Here is a 19,818-nt window from a genome sequence, read left to right as displayed (position 1 = left end):
TTTAATAATGTACATATCATTTGATATGCCTTATAAGCTCTGTAGTGTCACTATCTATTAAGCAATGACCACGGAGTTTTATACCTAATATAAAGGGAGTGTGTCCAACAAAAAGGATCCACTCCCTTCTTTCTTTTGAACGTTTCTTTTTTAAAGTTCTACCTTCTCGCATCAAAGTAGTTTTTGTTAAACAAAAATCAAAAGTCTTCCTGTCGACAAAACTAAAACCAAAATACAAGGAATAAATAACCACAAGCAACCTTTTTGAGCACAGAGAAGGATGAAAAAGAGAAAAACAAAAATGATATTTCATAGTCATTCTTTTATCAGATTAAGCATAAAAACGCTGATTTTACCGTAAATTAGAACTAAATATTTTACGAATAGAATAATCTTTAAGCCCTAAAAATCAAACACATTAGCCTCTATTATAGGTGTAACAACAAAGTATTTTGTCATAATTTAACAAGTACAACGAGAAACATGATACTTTCCTTAATTCTCATATTATTGATAAGAAATAGTATTATTTATCTATTAATTCAATAAAATATTGTATATTTGCACCCAACAATAATTTTAATTGTAGATAAAATAGTAAAAAGTTTTTGCATAACAGCGCAATTTATATGCATTACTGAGCATAAAGAGTATCACAGGAACATAATAAACAGATTAAGATTCAAGATTTCAAGCAGCAGTAGGTAAGCTTACAAAACAACATTCTTTCATTAAAGACAGAATAAGAAACAAAGACATCGTTCTGCAAGAAACAAATAGATGTACAGACAAACATAATAAGTCTTGCCTAAATTCACCTGCTAAAATGTAATAAAAAAGGAAACATACATACCGAATCTTTTCAGATTAGCATAAATAAAAATAACTACCAAAATCCTATTTTCAATGGGATATTTTTAGTTACCAGTGGGATTTCATCGTGAGATGAGATCCCACACCTTTTTATATATAGTGGTATAAGATGATTCCTCTATTGTGCAAGTTCCCTCTTATACCCCACCTCACTATCATCTAAAAAACAGTTTTATAGAATCTTTATCCCATAAAACTGTAATCATTTCATTTCTTTTCAGTATCTTTGCGTTCAGATTAATCATCAATTAAAAACAGAAAGAATATGAACGTAGGAGATAAAGCACCGGAGATTCTGGGAACTGACCAGGATGGAAAAGAAATTAAGTTGAGCGATTATAAAGGACAAAAGATTGTTCTTTATTTCTACCCTAAGGATTCAACATCAGGCTGCACAGCGCAGGCATGCAACCTTCGTGATAACTACAAGGAGTTAAGAGACAAGGGATATGTGATTATCGGAGCAAGTATACAGGACGAGAAGTCACACAAGAAGTTTATTGAGAAGAATGAACTTCCCTTCCCACTCATTGCCGATACCGACTTAAAGCTCGTTGAGACATTCGGTGTTTATGGTGAAAAGAAGATGTATGGCCGCACCTACATGGGTACATTCCGCACTACTTTCATCATCAACGAAGATGGTATCATTGAGCGCATCCTCGGTCCAAAGCAAATTAAGACTAAGGATCACGCTGCTCAAATCCTTGCTGAAGACTAAGTCTTGCAATGGAAGACATAGTAACAGAAAGCCGATAACACGCTCATAATAATAAGAGAACGCCGATAATAAAAGAATCAAAAAACGCTCTCTACTAAAAGAGATGTGATAAAAAAGAAACGAGACAACTATGTCTAAAGCTCAAGACACAAGCAGTAAGAAAACGAAGACGATAAGCAAAGATAGCAAAAGTCTAAGGAATAAAAAGCAACCTCACCATTCACTTCCCTCTTCACTTGGAGAGGGAGGGATGGTGAGGTCTTTTTGTAAAGATATAGAAACGAAGTCTTTACGAAAAAGACTTCTTACCCTTGCTAACAAATATGAAACCTCGTCTTTTCTCAATGGCGACCCATCATGGTTTATGCACCAAGTGATTGGCAAAAGAAATCAAGAAACCATCGCTTTTATTGCTGCTTGCCTAAGTTATGGTTCACGACAACTTTTCCTGCCTCGCATACAATATCTGCTCGATTGTTCACGTAGCGAACCCTATGAATGGATTAAAGCAGGAAGGTACACACTCGACATTCCTAATGACAATCAATGTTTCTATCGCTTGTATACCAATGCTATGATGTGCGATCTCTTCCATGCACTACGAAAGATGTATGAGGAGTATGGCGACATGGAGAATTACATTCGCAGCTATGCAAACCTCCAAAAGGGAAGTAAAAAGACTGATACAATTACCGCAATTGAAGCTATTTGTGCGCATTTTTTTAAACATGAAGCCGTCGGAATCGTGCCCAAAAACACGAATTCAAGCTGTAAACGTGTATGTATGTTCCTACGCTGGATGGTTCGAACCAACTCTCCAGTAGACCTTGGACTATGGTCTGAGTTCATCGACCAACGTTCGCTCATCATCCCTCTTGACACCCATGTCATACAGCAGTCTCTGCAATTAGGTCTCATTACAAGCAAGACTGCTTCTATGTCAGTTGCTCGAAAACTAACCGATAAACTGTTAGAGATCTTCCCTGATGACCCTCTAAAAGCTGATTTTGCCCTCTTTGGATATGGAGTAAACCTGAAATAGAACAATCATCCTAATTTGATGATAGGCTCAAAGGATAAAGTAAGAACTCGTTTTCTCTATTACCTTTGTAATAAAAATTCAAAGACTCAAAATTTAAAGAGGCTTAATTAGACGCTAACTAAGGCTTAATAGCCTTGCAAAAGGTGCCCTTTTGAGGTCTAACTAACGCCCTTTTGAACCCTTATTAAGCACCTTTTAAAACACACCTTCATACAACTCTGACTATAAGATAGTTACAAAAACAGGAGGGAAGGGTGTTTTTTCTTAAATATTAGACTTCCTATACTCGCTTTTTGTAAAGTTATTTCACATCCACTGAATCCTAAAACCTGCTTTCGAAAAGAAAAGAAAGGGAGTATAAACAAGCGAAAGACGGTACTTAAAAACAAAGAAAAACAAAAATCCCGACTACGTTATAAACGCAGACGGGACCTTGTTACTACTCTCAAATTTCTAAATTACTTTCTTAATTAGGCAGCGATGTGATTATTCAAGTTAACTGCCTTTGCTACTAATGCTGCAACTACTACAGCTGATAATACTACTGAAATCATAATCTTTTTACCTTTAATGGGGAACCTTTTTCCCCTGTTCATTAATATGTTATCCTTTAATTACGAGTGCAAAGTTAGACAAAAACAAAACATCCAACAAAAGAAACAAACAATAAACTTAGGAATCTACCTTTTAATTAGCCTGTATCAAGTCGATTGATGTAAATCAAAGAAATATCACTTGCTTTTCTCAAATATTTAAACTAACTTTGCCAGCCGCAAGCAAAAAGGCACAAAAAGAATGGAGAAAAACCAAGAATTACGCAATGCGTGGGACTTTGTAGAACACACTGGAATAAGTATTTTCCTCACAGGAAAGGCTGGAACTGGTAAAACAACCTTCCTTCGCACACTCAAAGAGCGCAGCAATAAACGAAACATTATTGTTGCTCCTACTGGCGTGGCTGCTATCAATGCGGGCGGTATGACGATTCACTCTTTCTTCCAGTTGCCCCTCTCACCTTTCGTACCCAATACTAACATCAAGAATCGATTTGATTATAGCAAAGAGAAACGCAAGATTATGCGTACTCTCGACTTGCTTATCATTGACGAGATTAGTATGGTACGAGCTGATGTTCTTGATGCAATTGACTCCGTTTTACGTCGTTTTCGTGAGCCAGATAAGCCCTTTGGTGGTGTACAACTCCTGATGATAGGCGACTTACAACAGCTTACTCCCGTTGTAACTCCTGAAGAAGAGGAACTATTACGACAGTATTATGACACTCCTTATTTCTTTGGTTCAAAGGCATTACGCAGCATTAGCTATGTAACTATTGAGCTAACCCACGTCTATCGACAGCAAGATGCGACCTTCATCACCTTACTTAATAATATAAGAGAGGGAAAAGTTTCTGCAGATGACCTCCAGCGTCTCAACGAAAGATATGATCCAACGTTCCAACCAAAGGAGGGTAGTGATTATATTCGATTGACAACACATAACAGAATGGCGGAAAGCTATAACGAAGACCAACTTCGTAAACTTCCCGCAAAAGCTTATACCTTTAGCGCAGAAACGGATGGTAACTTCCCTGAATACAACTATCCAACGGACTTCAACCTTACGCTGAAGACGGGTGCGCAGGTGATGTTCATACGTAATGATAACAATGGCCGTTACTATAATGGGCGTATTGGACACATCACCCATGTTGATAACGAGAAGATATACGTTCTTTGCCATGGAGAGGATGAGGAATTTGAGGTTGAAGTTGAGACATGGGAGAACACTAAATACACCTTAAACGAGAAAACAAAACAAATAGAAGCAGAGGTGCAGGGGACTTTTAGGCAGTATCCACTGCGTCTGGCGTGGGCTATTACCATACATAAGAGCCAAGGACTTACCTTTGAACATGCTATTATAGATGCGCAAGCATCCTTTGCTTCGGGACAGGTTTATGTTGCATTAAGTCGTTGTAAGACCTTAGAAGGTTTGGTTTTGGCATCTCCGATTGGTAATACTGCGATTATAAATGATAACCGTGTAAGTGAGTATATCTCACATCAAACAGAAGAAGCTGAAAAGAGTATCTCCGCTTTACCTGCCTTGAAAGAAGAATACCATCGCCAATTACTTATCGAATTATTCAATTTCAACGAGATTAAAACCTACGAGACGGCTCTCTTTAGGGTATTAACAGAGTTCTTCTTCAAGTTTACAAAGATAAATGCACTGCATAAGATGGCGCTTACTGACTTAGAGTCACGCATCATTCAAGTATCGATGAAATGGGAGAATCTTATCAAAAAGATGACAACCGAGCAGCTTCACGAAGAGGATTTCAAGGAGAGAATAAAGAAAGGAGCGCTCTACTTCCATAGTGAGTTGACCGAAATCTTCAGTAGAATGATAGAGTTGACCAAGGAAGTACAGACAAATAATAAAATAGGTGCTAAACGTTTTGACAACGCTTACACTGAACTTAAACAGACTTACCTGGCAAAGCATGATCTGTTAGAAAGCATAATGGAAGATGGTTTCTCGATTACTACCTACCTCACAGCAAAGCAAGAGGCTATTCTCAACAGTATTTCCGATGGAAACGAGAGAAAAAGAAGAAAGAGAAAAGAAGATAAAGACAAACCTAAAGAGAAAAAAATCAGCACTTCTGAACAGACATATAACCTCTTCAAAACTGGAAAAAGCGTTGAAGAGATTGCCAAAGAGCGAGGATTGACACAAGGTACAATCCAAGGACATCTCGTATCTTACATCCTAAATGGAGACATAAAGCTTGAAGAAGTGATTGATGAAAAGAAAATAAATATCATCAAGCGGATAATTAAAGCTGTTGGAACAGAAAGCGGAATGAACCCTATTAAGGAGTTATGCCCTTCAGATATAACCTATAATGACATACGATTAATTATGAAAACAATGGTAACTTAAAGACTAAACAACACCTTTACAATCTTATAAAAAGAGGGATTACCATGCTTTTCAAGGTAATCAAAATATCAAAAAACGTCAAAAAAGAAAACCTAATAAAATAAAACAACCTCTGAGACGTTGTCATACAACATAAAATCCCAGCATAGACCGTACTAAAAAGGAAAGAGTGAGGTTTTCTGAGATTATTTTATTATCTTTGTATTAGACAACAACACAAATATATCATGATACTAAGTTATGCAACTTCATTGGCAGCTATAATTGCTTCGGCTATATGCTTTGCCATCATTGCATTGATGTATTGGAAGTCACCAAGTGGTCCACTCACTTTTAAGCGTAGAATAATTATATTGGACTATGGGCTTCTTCTTCTATATCTTTGCTGTCATTTTATACGGAGTGAGAACGATGAAACCGAAATATTATGTGTTCCATCGATATTATCATTATACCTTCTCTGGGAGTCTTTCCTTATCACATGCACGACATTCAGCAATGGAAAGATTTACAAGAATACGTATGCTCTGTTATTCTATAACCTCCTACCGCTATCACTACTTGTCCCACAGATGATATATGCAGCGAACGGAGACATTCATCATTACCAGAATTACAGTCAACTACAAGCTGATCTCCAGCAAACGATGCCAATACAAGCATTAATGCGTATTATCTTTTCAGCAGGTATCCTCTTCTGCAAGCTATTGATGATTATAGAGATTGTAACACAACAGATTAAATATAAGCATCAAATTATCGATGAAAACGGAGACCTTAGAGGTATAGCACGACGCAACAAAATCTATTTAGGGACGGGAATACTCCTCATAATGATAACGATAGGACAGCTTGTTCCGTCTACAATTTACCATGCCTTATTAAAGATTTGTATCATATTTACTGTCATAGCAATCACACGTTTTTACGTGAATCTACATAAACACATTATGATTTTGGAGTCAAACAACTATAACAAAGGCAATTCAATTAAAGAGAAAATAGACAAGTGGCTTCATCAGGACCCATTCCCATTGGCTGATACAGAGCTTACAATGGAGAAGACGGCAGCATCTATAGGAATACAGACCGTAGCCCTCTCCTACTATATCTATGAGTTTGCGGGTAAGACATTCCTATCTTGGCAAAGCGAATGTCGTATGATTCATTGCCGTGAGTTACTCAAAAACGATGACAAAAACATATCAGAAATCGCATACGAATGTGGTTATAGCGACCTTGCGGCTATGAGTAAAGCCTTCAAAAAGAGGTTCGGAGTAGCTCCAACCATTTATAGGAAGAGGCTTAGCGACACTAAAAGACCTCAAAACACAGAATCGCTTGAAGATGAAGTTTAATCGATGAAATGGGAGAAAAATGACGTTTAAAAAGGGTATAAAAGGTAGTTATAATAAAAAATAAGTCTTATAACAAATATAATTTATTTGCACAGACATCTTTTTTCCCACAAAATAACTATCTTTGTAATATCAATTAAAGATATTTCTTGAGTAGCAATCAAATTACGTTTAAATAGTTATTAGTAAGTTAATAGTCAAATTAAACTAATTAGGATGGTCCTCGTGAGAAGATTGCCTAATGATTTTTTGAGTCAAATAATTTTTTGAGTTATTTAGTTAAGTGGCTGAGTGTATGTCTGCGTGAGCAGATATACACTTTTTTCTTTTCTATAGTTTGAGCCGACAAATCGCGTGGTTTCATAAGAACTTCACGTATAAACAATTCTTTAGAAGCCTACCTTATAATTCACAATGAGGCAAACACACCTCTTCCCTACCATCTTTATCCATTGTATTATTGCTTGTTCCATGTCGTGTTCTTGGTAAACACCAATTGTGCGGAGCATGAGCACCAATCGTGCGAAGCATTAACACCATTCGTGCGGAGGGTTAAACACCTTATAATATACGACTAAGATGAAAGGCATTTGTTGCTAATAAAGAGCTATATAGCCCAAAACAAAATGGCATTATTGGATTAAGAGGCATCCTTTATCAAAGACAATAGGAATGAAAAGAGCATAACTATCAGCTTTAAAGTACAATTTCGATTAAAAATTATTAGGCTGTAATAATAGAGAATAATATCCTTAAATACTTTGCCAGATAATCTGAAAATAACTAATTTTGCAGATAGAACTTTCATTATAAGACAAAAGATATGGCAAATTTAAGATTTGGAGCTGTTGAAGAAGCATTCAAAAAACGCCCCTTAGAAGTCAAGACACCTACAGAACGTCCAGAACAGTTCTACGGTAAGTACGTCTTTAATCGTGCAAGAATGTACAAGTATCTCCCTGTTGATGTGTACCAAAAGCTGATAGACGTCATTGACAACGGTTCACGATTAGACCGTTCCATCGCAGATGCAGTAGCGCAAGGTATGAAGAAATGGGCAGAGGAACACGGAGCAACTCACTACACCCACTGGTTCCAACCGCTAACAGAAGGTACAGCAGAGAAACACGATGCCTTTGTCGAGCATGATGGCAAAGGAGGAATGATTGAAGAATTCTCAGGAAAACTACTCGTTCAACAGGAACCTGACGCCAGTTCTTTCCCTAATGGAGGAATCCGCAATACCTTTGAAGCACGTGGCTATTCAGCCTGGGACCCAACCAGTCCTGTATTCATCATCGAAGACACACTTTGTATTCCTACAATATTTATATCTTACACTGGAGAAGCACTCGACTACAAAGCACCATTATTAAAATCACTCCATGCTGTTAATGTTGCAGCAACTAAGGTTTGCCAATACTTTTATCAAGACGTAAAGCAGGTTCATACTAACCTTGGATGGGAACAAGAATACTTCCTTGTAGATGAAGACTTGTACTTTGCTCGCCCTGACCTTATGCTTACAGGCCGTACGCTGATGGGGCATGACTCTGCAAAGAACCAGCAAATGGACGACCATTACTTCGGTACAATCCCTGAGCGTGTACAAGCTTTCATGAAGGATCTTGAGATACAAGCACTCGAATTGGGTATTCCTTGTAAGACACGTCACAATGAGGTTGCCCCCGGTCAGTTTGAGTTGGCTCCTATCTTTGAGGAATGTAACCTTGCTGTAGACCATAACATGCTATTGATGTCACTCATGAAGAAGGTTGCACACAAGCATAGTTTCCGCGTTCTTCTACATGAGAAGCCTTTCGATGGAGTCAATGGTTCTGGTAAGCATAACAACTGGAGCCTAAACACTGACACTGGTATTCTCCTCCATGCAGCAGGTAAGACACTTAACGATAACCTTCGTTTTGTAGTCTTCATCGTAGAAACCTTGATGGCTGTCTATAAGCACAATGGTCTTCTGAAAGCATCAGTAATGAGTGCAACCAACGATCATCGTCTTGGAGCTAACGAAGCGCCACCTGCTATTATCTCCTCATTCCTCGGAAAACAGATTAGTGACCTCCTTGAGCATATAGAAAAGGCTGACAAGGAAAACATCTTTAGCCTTACTGGAAAGACTGGTTTACAGATGGACATTCCAGAGATTCCAGAGTTACTTATCGATAACACCGACCGTAACCGCACATCTCCTTTTGCCTTTACAGGTAACCGCTTTGAGTTCCGTGCAGTAGGTTCTGAGGCTAACTGTGCATCTGCGATGATTGTACTGAACACTGCTGTAGCAGAAGCTTTAGAGCGTTTCAGTGAGCGTGTTGACACCTTGGTTGAAAAAGGTGAAGACCTGACATCAGCAATCATCGATATCATTCGTGAAGATATCAAGACCTGTAAGCCTATTCACTTCGATGGAAACGGATATTCTGATAGTTGGAAGGAAGAAGCCAAGAAGCGTGGACTCGATTGCGAATCAAGTTGTCCTAAGTGCTTCGACCGCTACCTTGACGAAGATTCTATCAAGATGTTCGAGTCGATGAACGTGATGAAGCGCAACGAGTTGGAGGCACGTAACGAGGTAAAATGGGAGACATACACCAAGAAGATACAAATAGAAGCACGTGTAATGGGCGATTTGGCGATGAACCATATCATCCCTGTAGCAACACATTACCAGAGTCAACTGGCGAAGAATGTGCAGAATATGGTCAATATCTTCGGAGATGTAGAGGGAAAACAGCTCAGTGAACGTAATATAAAGATTATACGTGAGATTGCTGAACGCACTAATATCATCGAGACGGGTGTTGAAGAACTTGTCAATGCACGTAAACAAGCCAACAAAATAGAAAGTCAACGCGAAAAAGCAATCGCTTATCATGATACTATCGCACCAAAGATGGAAACCATCCGATATCAGATTGATAAATTAGAGTTAGTGGTCAGCGATGAGCTTTGGACACTTCCTAAGTATCGCGAACTGCTCTTTATCAGATAAAAGATTGCGATTTCATCGACAATTAACACTTTCTTCGTATCTTTACTTAACATTGTAAGGGGCGAAGAAAGTACCAAAAGAAAGGCAGGTAATCCAAACATCAACGGATTACCTGCCTTTCTTCTATCTTTCTAAGAAACGTATTACTGCTCTTCTTTCTCCTTATAGATAACATTATTAGCACCACTTGTGAACTTCAGTGCCTCTGGATGCTCATCTACAAAGCTCTCAATATGACGAACACGCTTCTCTTCGAAAATCTCATCAACCGCTATAAGGATACCAGTTTCCTCTACATCACCAAAGCCATAGTTGATAGCTGTACCGAAGAGTTTCATCGTTGGAGAAAGATTCATATAAGCATTCACTAAAGGAGGGATGTTATATCCCAACTCACGTATCTCTCTATTTAATATTCTATAGTCCTCCTTAAAACCATTTCCTTGGAAAAGAGCATCCAACTCAGTGGTTGGAGTGTCAATTTTCAACGGTTTAATCGGTATAATAAGGTCGTCCTTATCATCAAAATACTTCTTCAAAAAGTAAAGAATCATATCCCTACCACGACGGATATAAGAAGGATACATGGTCATCTTTCCGAAGAAATACTTACATTCAGGGTACAACACCGTCAACGCTCCAAGTCCATCCCAAAGGTTATCCAGCGCAAAGATGCTCTTAGAATTCTTACGAACGTTCTGGTAATCCAATGAAACAAAAGAACGTCCAAGCTCAACTGTATAAGGAGCATACTCCTTCATGAACTTATCAGAGAAATGGAACATGTGACTTGTTGCGACCTTTGGCTGTCCGTTTTTATCTATTTCCCACTCGCTACCGAAGATATAACGATATCCACCGATAATCTCTTCCGCTTCAGGGTTCCAAACAATCAACTGTCTACAACAATTCTCCATCGTGTCGAACTCATCGACATCCATCGATTTGCCCGTACCACCCCCAGCCGAACGAAAAGCTATTTCGCGCAGACGTCCAATCTCCTTCATCACGTTTGGCGCAGTCTTAGCCGTCACAACATAAATTTCATTGTGACTTTTGTTCGTCGAACGAAGCATCCGTTCAGGAGTCAACTCGCTCTTGAGTAGCTCCTTACTAATGGGTTGGATGATTTCTTCTTCCATATATTCTATCTATCTTTTTCTTTCTCTAAATCTAATCGCTTGATTGAACTCTTTATTCTATCATTTAATAAGGCTAAATTTTAGAGTTCATAAACCATGTCTTCAACATATTTCGCCCATTCCATCGATGTGCGACTCTTATCAAACGTCTGCCAAGGGATTGGTTTTCCTATTGCAACACGGAACGTTTTACCAACGTTTCTGTACATCTCATCAACAAGGAATAGCATCGCTATATTCACCTTCTTAACGTATTTATCACTGAAACGCGCAATACGATAGAATCGATCAGAATTACGTCCGCCAAAGAAGATGGGAACAACATCACGCTGATACTCCACACTCTTGGTGATAAATGTCTTCTTCCACTCTAAGTCATGAATCTTCCCATTAATCTTACGACTATTCAGTCCAGCAGGAAACATCAAAATATGATTATCACTTTTAAAGCCAGCCTCAACCATGCGAGGGAAATCACGACTCTGTTTTCCAGTTTTGTTGATGCCAATACTTACTGGTTTTAAGCCCGGAAGATTGAGTAATAAGTCATTAACCAGATAGCGAAATCTGCCATCATAGTGCTTTCCGATAATCGATCCCAATGCTACACCATCCTGTCCACCAAGGGGATGATTTGACACAAAGGTATAAAGCTTACCATCATCCTTATCTGGAAGATTCTCTAAACCTTCGATTTGCAGCGTCATGTCAAGATATCGAACACACTCCGTGAGCCATTCTGTCCCTGACAAACCACGACTATCCCATAGAAACTGATTGACCTCATCTTCATGGAGGATTCTTTTTAGCCAATTGACAGCAAAAGAAGGAACGAATTTAGCCTTCGCCCCCATCTTATCTCTTAGAATCTTGTCTATGTCTATCGTCTTCTCTATTTCTGCACCCATGTACTCAATTCTCTCCTAACAAAATGCAAAAATAACGAAACCATTTGGAATAGCTTGCGTTTTTTGCAAAAAATATATGTTTAAACAGAAAAAATCATGTCAACAACAGCGTTGATTACTCGTATTTAAAACCAAATGCTCCATTTTACCCCACTATTTTTAGGATCCTCCACTTCACATAATGAGCCTTAAAACCAACTTTGATACACCAAAAAGACTGAAAGAAAGGCAACTCAAAAAGAAGGAAATAAAAGCAAAAAGGGAACAACAAAACTCGTACTAAAAAACGTATTTTGTAATAATATTTCACAACATCAATTTCAATATATGCTCTCTTAGCATCTTAAAGACGCCCAATAAGCTTGCAAAAGGTGCCCTTTAAGACCCTTACTAACGCCCTTTTGAAGTCCGATTAAGCACCTTTTAAAAACCACCTCTATAACCATTTGGTTATCTGATACTTACAAAGGGATTCAGGACAATACTTTTTAGACCTAAATTAGCATTTTAAGCCCTCATAGTTGTAAATATATTTCAAACCACCACACAACTCACTCAACACGCTTAACACACAGCAAAAATCAAGTACACCACAAAGCGCAATTGACAAGAGGACAGAAACGTCGGCCAAAGTGTTAATATTCTAAAAATAGAGGTCGTTAACAAAATATTGTGGAGCATAGTGGGGATATGTGGGGAAAAATGTGTAACTTTGAAGCCAAATACAGCTTTATAAAAAATAAACATGAGATTCTTAGGCAATATCGAAGCAAAAACAGACGCAAAAGGAAGAGCCTTCCTGCCTGCAGTCTTCCGCAAGGTGCTCAACGCATCAGGCGAGGAATCGCTGATATTGCGCAAAGATATCTTCGAGCCATGCTTAGTTCTCTATCCCGAGTCTGTATGGAACGAACGAATGGACGCACTCCGCAAGCGTTTGAGCCGCTGGAGCCGTCGCGACCAGATGATTTATCGCCAGTATGTCACAGATGTTGAGATGATTACATTGGACGGAAACGGTCGTTTCCTCATCCCAAAACGATATCTAAAAATGGCGAATATCGACCAGCAGATTAGGTTTACAGGAATGGACGATTGCATTGAAATCTGGGCGAACGGTGAAAATAACGAGCCATTCATGTCGGCTGAAGAATTCAGCAAGGCCATGGAAGAAACCATGGGCATGGAAGGAGCCATCTCGCTTGATACCCCTTCACAAGACAACGATTAGTCAACCACAAAAGAATCAACAGCATGATTAAGACTGCAGAATGTTATCATATCCCAGTACTCCTCAACGAAAGCATAGAAGGATTGAACCTACATGCCAACGGAGTCTACGTGGATGTAACTTTCGGAGGTGGAGGTCATAGCCGAGAGATTCTTTCTCGCTTAGCAGAGGACAGTCATCTTTACAGCTTCGACCAAGATGCTGATGCCGAACAGAATATTGACAACATGGGCTTAAGCGATGAACAGGTAGACCGCTTCACCTTTGTTCGCTCCAACTTCAGATACCTGAAGAACTGGATGCGGTATTATGACGTAGGATACATAGACGGACTACTTGCCGACCTTGGTGTTAGCAGCCATCACTTTGATGATGAGACACGTGGGTTTTCTTTCCGCTTCGAAGCTCCACTCGACATGAGAATGAACAAACGAGCAGGAATAACAGCTGCCGACATTCTCAACGACTACGATGAAGAACGATTGGCAGACATACTCTACCTCTACGGAGAACTGAAGCAGTCGCGCCGCATCGCCTCAGCCATCGTTAAGGCAAGAGGACAGAAAACATATAAAACAACGAACGACTTACTGACAACCATCGAACCTTTCTTTCAGCGGGCACGCGAAAAGAAAGACATGGCAAAAATGTTTCAAGCCCTTCGCATCGAAGTAAACCACGAGATGGATGCCTTGAAGGAAATGCTTATGGCAGCAACCGAACTGCTTCGCCCTGGCGGTAGACTATCGGTTATTACCTACCACTCCTTAGAGGATAGAATGGTAAAGAACATTATGAAGTCAGGAAATATAGAGGGTAAAGTGAAACAAGACTTCTTCGGACGAATAGAAACGCCATTCCGATTAGTCAATAACAAAGTTATCACTGCAAGTAACGACGAACAAGAACGCAACCCACGAAGCCGAAGTGCAAAACTAAGAATAGCAGAAAAGAAAGCAAATGAATGACGAGAACGACAAGAAGAATCCAACGCTGACGGAGCATCCTCTCACAGAAGATCAGACTGCTTTCACTGAAGAGAGCATAAACGTCACAGAGCCACTCGTTAAGGCAGAGACTATAGAAGATCAACAAGAAGCTACTGCGAATAACGAGGTAGCAACACCACTAACGGAGGAGGAAGAAAAAAGAATAGAAGAAGAGGTTGAAGTAGAAAAGATTAAAGCTGCCATTGAGGAGCAAGCACGCGAAGATGAGCAACCACAATCATCAAACTTCACACTAAGAAAGATTCTTGGAGGTGACATCCTCTCTACACGACTCCTACGTAATAACATCTGGTTGATTATCACCGCTGTGATTTTCACTATCGTCTACATATCAAATCGATACAGTGTACAGAAGTACCTTATTGAGATTGATAAGTTGCAAAAAGAGTTAGAGGACGCTAAGTATCGTGCACTTTCAAGTAGTAGTCAACTCACAGAGAAGACACGTGAGAGCCATATACTTGAGATATTGAAAACAAGAAAGGACAGTGTACTGAAAATGTCTGACCGTCCACCTTATATTATAGATGTACCCGAGAAATAGGATATGAGTAAGTTTGATAATAGCAAAGTAATGCCTCGCTACAGCGTTATAGCGATCATCATGTCGCTTGTAGCTGTAGCTGTTATTGGTAAGACTATCTACACCATGACTGCAGGTAGAACCTACTGGCTGGAAGTTGCTGCTTCTCAAAAGAAAGACAGCGTCACAGTAAAGCCTACCAGAGGTAATATCCTAAGCTGTAATGGGCAACTTATGGCAAGTTCATTACCTGAATTTAAGGTTTACATGGACTTCAACGCACTCAAAGCTGCTGGAAACGACACAGCGTTTGTCGATAGCATCAACTATATCAGCAAGGGATTGAATAACATCTTCCCTGAGAAATCAGCAGCCTACTTCAAGAAGTACCTCATGGAAGGCTACCACAAGGAGAGTAAGCATTGGGCAATATGGAACGAGCGCATAGACTATAACACATTTAAAGAGATACAGAGCCTCCCTATTTTCCACCTTTCTAAATATAAGAGTGGATTCCACTGGGATGAGTTTAACGCACGTCGTCGCCCGTTTGGCTCACTCGCTCAACGTACGATAGGCGATATGTTCGGTGCAAAAGATACAGCTCGCTGTGGATTAGAACTTTCATACGACTCTATTCTGCGTGGTACAAATGGTATCATCCACCGTCGTAAGGTTCGTAACAAGTTCCTTGATATCACGGATACAGCACCAATTGATGGTGCCGACATCATAACTACCATTGACGTCAGCATGCAAGACTTAGCAGAGCGTGCCTTATTAGACGAGCTGAAAGACCCTAATGTAAATGGTAACGTAGGTGTTGCTATTGTGATGGAAGTCGCAACTGGTGACGTGAAGGCTATTGTCAACTTAGATAAATGTAGTGATGGCGAATATAGAGAGGTTAAAAATCATGCCGTAAGTGACTTGCTTGAGCCTGGTTCTGTCTTTAAGACAGCCTCTATTATGACCGTCCTTGATGATGGACTCGTTGATACTATGTACACCGTTCAGACTGGACCGGGTGTATGGAATATGTACGGACGAGACATGAAGGACCACAACTGGACACGTGGAGGATATGGAACGCTGACGCTACCATGGACTTTGAAATACAGTTCAAACATCGGTGTCAGTCGTATCATTGACATGCACTATCACAAGAACCCAGAGAAATTCGTTCAAGGTATCTACGACTTAGGTCTTGCAACCGATTTCCATGTCCCTATTGTAGGCTATTCACCAGCACGAATCCGCATGCCACATAAGAATAGTCATGGTCAGTATGACAACTGGAGTGCCACAGCTTTGCCATGGATGAGTATTGGTTATGAGACACAGATACCACCAATATCGACTCTTACCTTCTATAATGCGATTGCCAATGGTGGTAAGCTAATGCAGCCACGATTTGTAAAACAGATTGTAAAAAATGGCGAAGTCATCTATAACAATCCGCCAAAGGTATTAAAAGAGCGTATTGCAAAGGAAAGTACCATCAAGAATATTACACGCATTCTGACGGAAGTTGTTTCTGAAGGCTTGGGTAAGAAGGCTGGCTCTGACAAATTCCTCGTTGCAGGTAAGACTGGTACTGCCCAGATGTCAAAGGGAGCCTTGGGTTATAAGACTGGTGGAACAAACTATCTCCTCAGCTTTGCAGGCTTCTTCCCTGCCGACAAACCACGTTACAGTTGTATTGTCTGCATACAGAAGACAGGACTTCCAGCATCCGGAGGTGGCATGAGTGGTGTTGTATTCCACCACATTGCGGAAGGCATTATGGCACAAAGTCTGAAGCTGAATGTTACTGATGCACACGATGCTTCATCTGTAACAATCCCTACAGCAAAGACAGGCAACCTGCTTGCAACAGACTATGTGTTGAATTCTCTCGGCTTCCAAATAACGAATGGTTGGAACGGTGCTTACCCATTTGGTAATCCTATATGGGGAACTACCACCATAAAAGGAAAGTCATTGACCTTCCAAAAGGAGCAAACACCAAAAGCCAACATAGTCCCTGACGTCCATGGCATGGGTGCTCGCGACGCTGTTTACTTGATGGAGAAACTTGGTATTAAAGTAATACTTACCGGTAGAGGTCGTGTTATTAAACAAAGCGTTGCACCGGGCGAGAAGGTTAAGAAGGGCATGAAATGTGAATTAAGAATGGGATAAACATTCACTTCACAAAGGCAGAACACTTCGATTACAATCATAAAGAATAAGAAAAGAACAAAGATATGAAGTTAAGCGAATTACTCAAAAACGTTAAGGTTATTGCCAGCCAAGGCAATATTGACGTTGAGATTAAAGGAGTGAACATTGATAGTCGTAAGATAGAGAACGGCCACTTGTTCATCGCAATGAAAGGAACACAGGTAGACGGACATAAATTCATTAGCAAAGCTATTGAGTTAGGAGCCGTAGCAATTCTACTTGAAGATATGCCTGAGGAACTGAATGAAAAGGTAACATACATTCAGGTAGCATCAACTGAGGAAGAAGCAGGAAAGGTTGCCACAATGTTCTATGGAGAACCATCACGCAAACTAAAGTTGGTTGGTGTAACTGGAACGAACGGTAAGACAACCATTGCCACCTTATTATATAGAATGTTCCGTGAGTTCGGTCATAAGGTAGGCTTACTCTCTACCGTATGTAACTATATTAATGATGAGGAAGTTCCTGCAAGTCACACTACTCCAGACCCAATAGAACTTAACTGTCTACTTGCCAAGATGGTTGAGGCAGGCTGCGAATATGCGTTCATGGAGTGTTCCAGCCATGCTATCCATCAGCATCGTATAGGTGGTTTAGAGTTTGTAGGAGGCATCTTCACCAACCTTACACGTGACCATCTCGACTACCATAAGACTTTCGAGAACTATCGCAATGCCAAGAAGATGTTCTTCGACGGATTACCTAAGACCGCTTTTGCCATTACCAATGCCGATGACAAGAACGGAATGATTATGGTTCAGAACACAAAGGCAACAGTCAAGACCTATTCTATCAAACGAATGGCAGACTTCCGTGCAAAGATTCTTGAATGCCACTTTGAAGGAATGTACCTTGAAGTTGACGGCAAAGAGGTTGGCGTACAGTTCATTGGTAAGTTCAATGTGAGCAATCTGCTTGCAGTATATGGCGCTGCCATCATGTTAGGTAAGAAGCCAGAGGATGTCCTAATAGCAATGAGCACACTCAAGAGTGTTAACGGACGATTAGAACCTATCCAATCACCAGAAGGCTACACTGCTGTTGTTGACTATGCCCATACACCAGACGCATTGGAGAATGTCCTCAGTGCTATTCACGATGTACTTGATGGTAAGGGCGGACATGTCATTACTGTCTGCGGTGCAGGCGGACATCGTGACAAGGGAAAGCGTCCATTAATGGCTCAAGAGGCTGTTAAACAAAGTGACACTGTCATCCTTACAAGTGACAATCCACGCGACGAAGAGCCACAGGCTATTATCGATGATATGCTTGCAGGACTTGACACTACACAGCGCAAGAAGGTTCTCACGATTACTGATCGTAAGGAAGCAATTCGCACTGCAGCCATGATGGCACAGAAAGGTGACGTTATTCTTGTTGCAGGTAAGGGACATGAGAACTACCAAGAGATAAATGGTGTGAAGCATCATTTCGATGACCACGAGGTTATCCGTGAAATCTTCGGTATTAAGTAATTCTAAAATAGAGACCCTATCGTCTATCGTAAGAACAACATAAAAGAGAAATAAAATGTTATACTATCTCTTCCGTTGGCTTGACCAGTTCGGTATCAGTGGTTCTCACCTTTGGGGCTACATCAGTTTCCGTTCTATCTTGGCAATGATATTAGCACTGATTATCTCTGCATGGTTCGGAGAACGCTTCATTAAATACCTCAAGAAGAAGCAGATTACAGAGGTACAACGAGATGCACAGATTGACCCATTTGGTGTCAAAAAGATTGGTGTACCATCAATGGGTGGTATTATCATCATCGTTGCACTCTTGATTCCTGTCGTCTTGTTAGGTAGATTACGTAATATCTATCTGCTCTTGATGATTGTCACAACCATTTGGTTGGGTTTCCTCGGTGGTATGGATGACTTCATAAAGATATTCAAGCACGACAAGGAAGGACTGAAGGGTAAATATAAAATTATCGGACAAGTAACCATCGGACTCATCGTTGGCTTAACACTTTGGGCTTCTCCTGACGTTAAATCAAACATGAACCTTGAGGTTGCAAACCAGAATGGTAAAGAAATTGTTATAAAACATGAGGCACAAGCCGAAAAGACATTGAAAACAACCATTCCATTTGTCAAACTGCATAATCTGGATTATTCAGAGATAGTAGGCTTTTTAGGCGAGTATAAGAATGCAGGTGGCTGGATTCTCTTCGTGCTTATGACTATCTTTGTTGTCACTGCCGTCTCTAACGGTGCAAACCTTAACGACGGAATGGATGGTATGTGCGCAGGAAACTCCGCCATCATAGGTGTCGTATTGGGTATATTAGCCTACGTAAGTAGCCATATACAATACGCAGCCTACCTCAACATTATGTACATTCCAGGCTCGGAAGAGTTAGTAGTGTTCTTCATGGCATTCATTGGAGCATTGATAGGCTTCCTTTGGTACAATGCTTATCCTGCACAAGTGTTCATGGGTGACACGGGAAGTCTTACCATCGGAGGTATCATAGCAGTAGGTGCAATCATCATTCACAAGGAGTTGATGCTCCCTATTCTCTGTGGCGTATTCTTTGTTGAGAGCTTAAGTGTTATCGTACAGGTTTGGTACTACAAGTTAGGAAAGCGTAAAGGTGTTAAACAGCGTATCTTTAAGCGCACACCAATACACGACAACTTCCGTACACAAGATAGCCAACTCGATCCAGAGTGTAAGTATCTCTTGAAGAAACCACATAGTGCAGTGCATGAGAGTAAGATTACACTACGCTTCATCATCGTGACTATCATCCTCGCTGCAATGACTATCATCACACTGAAGATAAGATAAACACGAGGCGT

The 19,818-nt window shown here is 40.2% G+C and carries 14 protein-coding genes; 11 read left to right on the top strand and 3 right to left on the bottom strand.

Annotation, left to right across the window (positions count from 1 at the left end; genetic code table 11):
• Window positions 1–16: 16 nt before the first annotated feature.
• Complete coding sequence (locus tag HMPREF0659_RS12830) at window positions 17–313, bottom strand: hypothetical protein (protein ID WP_088582080.1); 297 nt, start codon at window positions 311–313, stop codon at window positions 17–19.
• Window positions 314–1,138: 825 nt separating this feature from the next.
• On the opposite strand from HMPREF0659_RS12830, the gene bcp reads away from it, so the two are divergent.
• The 5 genes from bcp to HMPREF0659_RS01120 all read left to right on the top strand — a co-directional run bounded on the left by bcp (window position 1,139) and on the right by HMPREF0659_RS01120 (window position 9,959).
• A complete protein-coding gene (gene bcp, locus HMPREF0659_RS01140) occupies window positions 1,139–1,594 on the top strand; it encodes a thioredoxin-dependent thiol peroxidase (protein ID WP_013264261.1) in 456 nt (151 codons plus the stop codon).
• A gap of 250 nt (window positions 1,595–1,844) precedes the next feature.
• The gene (locus HMPREF0659_RS01135) at window positions 1,845–2,636 is read left to right on the top strand and encodes a TIGR02757 family protein (protein WP_044045954.1); all 792 of its coding nucleotides are present in this window, start codon (window positions 1,845–1,847) and stop codon (window positions 2,634–2,636) included.
• Window positions 2,637–3,431: 795 nt separating this feature from the next.
• Window positions 3,432–5,588: a helix-turn-helix domain-containing protein gene (locus tag HMPREF0659_RS01130; protein ID WP_013263875.1), complete on the top strand. Its 2,157-nt coding sequence runs from the start codon at window positions 3,432–3,434 to the stop codon at window positions 5,586–5,588.
• A 227-nt stretch (window positions 5,589–5,815) separates the two neighbouring features.
• Window positions 5,816–6,946: a helix-turn-helix domain-containing protein gene (locus HMPREF0659_RS01125; protein ID WP_013264034.1), complete on the top strand. Its 1,131-nt coding sequence runs from the start codon at window positions 5,816–5,818 to the stop codon at window positions 6,944–6,946.
• Window positions 6,947–7,769: 823 nt separating this feature from the next.
• On the top strand, window positions 7,770–9,959 hold the full coding sequence (locus HMPREF0659_RS01120; protein ID WP_013264717.1) for a glutamine synthetase III family protein: 2,190 nt from the start codon (window positions 7,770–7,772) through the stop codon (window positions 9,957–9,959).
• A gap of 143 nt (window positions 9,960–10,102) precedes the next feature.
• Here the strand turns inward: HMPREF0659_RS01120 and HMPREF0659_RS01115 are convergent, their stop codons facing one another.
• Entirely contained in the window at window positions 10,103–11,101 is a 999-nt protein-coding gene (locus HMPREF0659_RS01115) for a GNAT family N-acetyltransferase (RefSeq protein WP_013264392.1), read from the bottom strand.
• An 80-nt stretch (window positions 11,102–11,181) separates the two neighbouring features.
• A complete protein-coding gene (locus HMPREF0659_RS01110) occupies window positions 11,182–12,009 on the bottom strand; it encodes a glycerol acyltransferase (protein ID WP_013265002.1) in 828 nt (275 codons plus the stop codon).
• A 745-nt stretch (window positions 12,010–12,754) separates the two neighbouring features.
• Between HMPREF0659_RS01110 and mraZ the strand changes: the two genes are divergently transcribed.
• The 6 genes from mraZ (at window position 12,755) to HMPREF0659_RS01080 (ending at window position 19,807) form a co-directional block, all read left to right on the top strand.
• Window positions 12,755–13,240 carry a division/cell wall cluster transcriptional repressor MraZ gene (gene mraZ, locus HMPREF0659_RS01105; protein ID WP_013264382.1) on the top strand — a complete coding sequence of 162 codons (486 nt, stop codon included), beginning with the start codon at window positions 12,755–12,757 and terminating at the stop codon, window positions 13,238–13,240.
• Between the two features lie 23 nt (window positions 13,241–13,263).
• Window positions 13,264–14,208 carry a 16S rRNA (cytosine(1402)-N(4))-methyltransferase RsmH gene (rsmH, locus tag HMPREF0659_RS01100; protein ID WP_013264018.1) on the top strand — a complete coding sequence of 315 codons (945 nt, stop codon included), beginning with the start codon at window positions 13,264–13,266 and terminating at the stop codon, window positions 14,206–14,208.
• Window positions 14,201–14,794, top strand: a complete 594-nt coding sequence (locus tag HMPREF0659_RS01095; RefSeq protein WP_013264632.1) for an FtsL-like putative cell division protein — start codon at window positions 14,201–14,203, stop codon at window positions 14,792–14,794. Before rsmH ends, HMPREF0659_RS01095 begins: the two co-directional genes overlap by 8 nt.
• 3 nt (window positions 14,795–14,797) lie before the next feature.
• Window positions 14,798–16,957: a penicillin-binding protein gene (locus HMPREF0659_RS01090; RefSeq protein WP_013264046.1), complete on the top strand. Its 2,160-nt coding sequence runs from the start codon at window positions 14,798–14,800 to the stop codon at window positions 16,955–16,957.
• Window positions 16,958–17,022: 65 nt separating this feature from the next.
• Window positions 17,023–18,480, top strand: coding sequence for a UDP-N-acetylmuramoyl-L-alanyl-D-glutamate--2,6-diaminopimelate ligase (locus tag HMPREF0659_RS01085; protein ID WP_013263847.1), 1,458 nt, complete (start codon window positions 17,023–17,025; stop codon window positions 18,478–18,480).
• Window positions 18,481–18,535: 55 nt separating this feature from the next.
• Window positions 18,536–19,807 carry a phospho-N-acetylmuramoyl-pentapeptide-transferase gene (locus HMPREF0659_RS01080; RefSeq protein WP_013264846.1) on the top strand — a complete coding sequence of 424 codons (1,272 nt, stop codon included), beginning with the start codon at window positions 18,536–18,538 and terminating at the stop codon, window positions 19,805–19,807.
• Window positions 19,808–19,818: the final 11 nt, after the last annotated feature.

It is taken from the genome of Prevotella melaninogenica ATCC 25845, from assembly GCF_000144405.1.
GTDB classification, from domain to species: Bacteria; Bacteroidota; Bacteroidia; order Bacteroidales; family Bacteroidaceae; genus Prevotella; species Prevotella melaninogenica.
Note: the sequence above shows the minus strand (reverse complement) of the source record. Positions and strands in the feature narration are given on the sequence as shown.